General features: G+C 46.7%; 3 protein-coding genes. 1 reads left to right on the top strand and 2 read right to left on the bottom strand.

Annotated elements, in window-relative coordinates; genetic code table 11:
* The coding region (locus ACXAC1_RS19730) for a sensor histidine kinase (protein ID WP_475063911.1) at nucleotides 1-1,044 on the bottom strand (1,044 nt) is incomplete at its 3' end.
* A 737-nt stretch (nucleotides 1,045-1,781) separates the two neighbouring features.
* On the opposite strand from ACXAC1_RS19730, the gene xylE reads away from it, so the two are divergent.
* Nucleotides 1,782-3,239, top strand: a complete 1,458-nt coding sequence (gene xylE / locus ACXAC1_RS19725) for a D-xylose transporter XylE (RefSeq protein ID WP_474990989.1) — start codon at nucleotides 1,782-1,784, stop codon at nucleotides 3,237-3,239.
* 85 nt (nucleotides 3,240-3,324) lie between these two features.
* Here the strand turns inward: xylE and ppdK are convergent.
* A partial coding sequence (gene ppdK, locus ACXAC1_RS19720) for a pyruvate, phosphate dikinase (protein WP_475063909.1) occupies nucleotides 3,325-5,279 on the bottom strand: 1,955 nt, incomplete at its 5' end.

The raw sequence follows: 5,279 nt of genomic DNA, 5'->3' as shown, positions 1-5,279 counted from the left end.
AAGGTTAAGTTCCTCGTGCAGTGTCAAGAGATCAGCACCTAAATCTTCTGAGTATTGACGTACATCAGAGAGGGCATCAACCATTTCCTTAATTTCTGTTTTATCTCTTAAGCTCACCACCGTACCAGTCCGGCGTCCCTCTTCAATGATTGGACTGCTGTTAACGATGACTGTTTTGTTTTTATATTCCAATTCCTCATTGATGAGTCCCTTCTCAGAGCTCAACAGGCGCAGGAGTTCCGGAGACTGAATCATATGCTTGATTGATCGTCCTTTCATTTCCCCCTGTACATTCAGTAAGTTTTTAGCAGATACATTGATCAACGTAATTTTTCCTGCATGGTCAAAGGCAATCAATCCTTCCTTCACCGACTGCACAATTGCATTGCGTTCCCTGAATAACGCAGATATTTCGAACGGTTCGAGGCCGAGAGTGTCTTTACGGATACTTCTGGCCAGTAAAAAACTACCTGCGATTCCTAGTAAAAATACAGAGGCAGAAAGGGATACCATGTTCTTCATATCTGTCTTGATCTCGTTGTAGATGGAATTCATTTGGAACTCTACAGCAACAGCGCCTTCTACTTTTTTGTAGTCCTCATAATCCACCACAATAGGTGCGAAGGCTTTTAGTGTCTGAGTGTCGCCTTGACTAGTAGTTAATAAGTAGCGGCTGCCAAACACGACAGTCTTATAATAGTCTTCCTGTACCACTGTCCTCGTTTCCGTGTTCCCGGCATAGCTGTAAAGACGGCCGTCTCGATCCACGAGTTTAACCGCATCTGCACCTATCTCGTCTTTCATTTGTTCGACTATGTTATTGAGGTTTTCTGACGTTCGATTACGCTTAAATGCTTCTTGAACGACAGGGATAAGAGAAAGCGTCCTGGCTGACTGAAGAGCAAGATCTTCTGCATTCTCCACATCCTCCCGGGATTCCATCGATGTGAATAGGAAAGTGGTTAAACTTAATACCAGGAGAATGAGAACGATAACCAAGCCGAGAATTTTCACTTGCAGGGAAACTCGAAAAAGCTTTTTCATATGTAATCCTCCATATAAAGGGAATATAAGGTCTATTGTAGCAACAATTCAGTGTATTTTAACGAAAGTTTTGAAAATTAAACGGCAACAGTTTTTGTCCATGAAAAAGAATTTTGTGGTAATATCTTACTGTATTAGGAAATGAGGTGTAGCTTTGACCAAACAAAAATGGGGAATCCTATTTGTCGTGGCAAGTGCAGCCACAATGGTAATCAACTTGATCTACTTCAGGTCAGGGAACTATTATGACGTTATCCGTATCCTTTCCTATGCGGTGTTCATCACAGGGACCCTTATGATTCCTACTTATTCGAGAGCTGAAAAAAAGACGGATTCCTAAACAAAAGGGATTCGTTTTTTTGTTATATGTAAACGATCACAACCGTGCGTTCTCCGTAAAGAACTAAACTTTTTATAAATGTTATAAATTTATTATAAATTCTAAAATAGCAACCAATAGTAAAATTTTTCTAAGTATTATATATCCCAGGCGTGCGGGCACATCCAGCGTATAAAAGATTCTATTGTAAACCCTTTCATTTTGCGGGGGATGTTTTAAAAGTTGTGATTCAGAGAAATGTACAGCTAAGATTTCACATTTACCTAATTATAGAAGTTATCAGACTGAAGGAGGGAATAGGAGTATTCGATAGATAATCCATATGGAATGGATTTCATTTTATTCAGGTTCAGACTGTTAGATTAATCGAAATTTTAAGAGAGGATGTTCCAAGCAGATGAAACGAAGTCGGACGTACATTATATTCTTATCTGTGATTGCAGCGTTGGGAGGGCTGCTGTTCGGCTATGATACAGCTGTTATCTCTGGTGCAGAACAGTCTCTGGAAGTCTACTTCATAGATAGTTTAGGATTGAGTAAATTATTTCAAGGGTTGACGGTTTCCAGTGCTTTGATTGGTTGTATTGCTGGTGGATTGATGAGCGGGATGATTTCCGATCGGATTGGACGGAGGAATTCACTGATCGTTGCGGCTGTCCTGTTTTTCTTTTCCGCACTCCTTTCCAGTTCACCGGAGTTTTTATTCTTTACTAAAGGTGAACCGACCATGGGTCTTTTCATTATGTTCAATATTTATAGAATCATTGGTGGTATCGGCGTAGGGCTTGCATCCGGACTGGGGCCGTTGTATATCAGTGAAACGGCACCGGCGAAAATCCGAGGGAAGCTGGTCACTCTGTATAACCTCGCGATTATTTTCGGGATGCTGGTTGTATACATTATTAACTGGAGAATCGTTGCAGGACAAAGTATGAGCTGGATCAATGATATTGGTTGGAGGTATATGTTTGCTTCAGAAGCTATACCGGCTCTGTTGTTCTTCGGATTATTGTTCCTCGTACCGGAGACGCCGCGTTATCTGGTTATGAAAAATAAGGATAAAAAAGCGATGAATATTCTTAAGAAAGTGAACGGCTCTGAAGAAGCGGCTCGGGAGATTTATAAAAATATCAGACAGGCCGTTGACAAGCTTGATAAGACGAAAACGAGCATCTTCTCTTATGGTAAATTGGTCGTCTCTGTAGGACTGCTGCTGGCAATCGCTCAACAATTCGTCGGAATCAACGTTATCCTTTATTACGCGCCGCGTATTTTCGCCAACATGGGTGCATCTTCAGACAGCTCCATGCTGCAGACGATCATGATTGGTGTTGTAAACTTCATCTTCGTCCTGATTGCTCTTATGTTCGTTGAAAAAGTTGGTCGTAAGCGACTGCTTCTTATCGGTTCTGTCGGAATGGCAGTGGGGATGTTCGGCATTGCTGCCCTGTCATTCGCCGGATCGATGGGCATTGGCGCACTGATTTCCATCCTGGTGTTTGTGGCATTTTACAACTTATCTTTCGGTCCGTTGACATGGGTGCTCGCATCAGAACTATTCCCGAACAAAATCCGTGGGCAGGTCATGGCTTTGACCGTTGCGGTGAACTGGGGAAGTAACCTGCTCGTGTCAACGACGTTCCCGACTCTTCTTGAATTGGGTGCAGGCTTCACGTATGGTCTCTACGGCCTGATGTGTGTTCTATCCTTTGCTTTCGTCTGGAAGCTCGTTCCGGAAACGAAAGGGAAGACACTCGAAGAAATCGAGCAGTACTGGCTCAGTAAACAGCAGAAGAAAAAGCAAACCAAAGGAATCGGTGTGAAGAAGCTGAGCGGGAAAAAGGTATCCTGGTAATTTCATAGAAAAAGGACGCTGAACAAACACCTCGGAGGGGCGGTTCAGCGTCCTTTCTTTTGTGGAAAATATCTTGATTCTTCTATTATTGATACTGCGGAACGTGGAGTGAATGACGAACGGATGCCTGAGCTGCTGCCAGCCGGGCGGAAGGGACCCGGAAAGGGGAGCAGCTGACATAATCCATCCCAAGGTTAAAGCAGAACTGGATGGATGTCTTTTCGCCACCGTGTTCTCCGCAGATGCCGGTTTTTAAAGATGGTTTCGTCTGACGGCCCAGCTTCACGCCGCTTTCTACCAATTTCCCGACGCCATCCTGATCCAGTGATACGAATGGATTTTGCGGAAGGACATCGTTTTCGACGTAATGGTGGAGGAATTTCCCTTCTGCGTCATCCCGGCTGAACCCGAATGTGGTCTGGGTCAAGTCGTTCGTTCCAAAGGAGAAAAAGTCGGCTTCCTGTGCGACCTGGTCGGCCGTTAACGCGGCTCTCGGCGTTTCAATCATCGTTCCGATCGAGTATTGAAACGCCTCTCCTTCCTGCTCTTCCACCTGCCGGCTGATGTTCAGGACGAGTCGGCGCATGTCTTTCAGTTCGTTGACATGGGTTACTAAAGGAATCATGATTTCGGGGATGACCGTGATTCCTTTTTTCATAACATTGGCCGCGGCCTGGAAGACAGCTCTGACCTGCATTTCATAGATTTCAGGGTGGATCATGCCAAGACGACAGCCGCGGTGGCCGAGCATTGGATTGGATTCCTCCAGAAGCCGCACTTTACGCAGCATGTTTTTCTTCGTCTGCAGTTCCTCCGCGTCAGGGTTCGTGCAGGAAAGTCTTGTGACATCGACGAGCAGCTCTTCCTTATCAGGGAGGAATTCGTGTAGCGGTGGATCCAACAAGCGGATCGTAATTGGATGTCCCTGCATCACTTCAAAGATTTTCTCGTAATCTTCCTGCTGCATCGGCAGCAGCTTATCCAATGCTTCATTCCGTTCCATGTTCGTTTCAGACAAAATCATATCCTGCACCGTCGGCAGCCGGGAGGCGTCCATGAACATGTGCTCGGTCCGGCACAACCCGATTCCGTCGGCCCCGAACTCCAAGGCTTTGGCAGCATCGACGGGATTGTCGGCGTTGGCCCGCACCCCCATCTGAGCTTCCTCGTCCGCCCATTGGAGGAGAAGCTGGAATTCATCGGATAGTTCCGGCTCAATCATTGGGATATTTCCTGCGAAAATCTCACCAGTGGCTCCGTCGATGGTCATCAGGTCGCCATAATGGATTGTGACAGATCCTGCTGTAAATTGTCCGGCTTCCAAGTCAATTTTGATGGAGTCGCACCCACAGATACAGGCTTTTCCCATCCCTCTGGCGACAACGGCCGCATGACTTGTCATACCGCCGCGGCTCGTTACGACGGCCTGGGCTGCTACGATGCCGTGAATATCATCTGGTGTCGTGTCCGGACGGACGAGGATGACCTTCTTTCCGTTTCCGGCCAGTTCTTCGGCTTCATCGGCATCAAAAACGACCTGTCCGGAGGCAGCGCCCGGGGAAGCCGGCAGTCCTTTGGCAATCTGTGTCTTCCCATGCCCCGGGTCAATCCGGTGGTGGAGAAGCTGGTGGAGCTGATCGGGGTCGACACGTAACAGCGCCTCACGCTTATTCATAATCTTTTCCTCTACCATTTCAACAGCCATTCTAATGGCCGCCTGAGCCGTCCGCTTACCTGTCCGGGTCTGAAGGATGAACAGGTTTCCGCGTTCCACCGTGAATTCGATATCCTGCATATCTTTATAATGATTTTCTAACAGATTACACGTGTCCACCAGCTGTTGATAGACTTCCGGCATGTCGTTGTGCAGACTTGCGATGGGCTGAGGGGTGCGGATGCCGGCGACCACATCCTCGCCCTGAGCGTTGATCAAGTATTCTCCATACAACTCAGATTCTCCGGTGGACGGATTGCGGGTGAACGCTACACCTGTACCGGAATCTTCGCCCGTGTTTCCGAACACCATACTCTGCACGTTGA

The organism is Marinomonas sp. AWM4_232 (assembly GCF_056158325.1).
This window is presented reverse-complemented; position numbering and strand designations above follow the sequence as displayed.

Bases quoted from the DNA above. Each gene is read 5' to 3' on its own strand.
- xylE (WP_474990989.1), top strand. From the start codon at position 1,782: ATGAAACGAAGTCGGACGTACATTATATTCTTATCTGTGATTGCAGCG.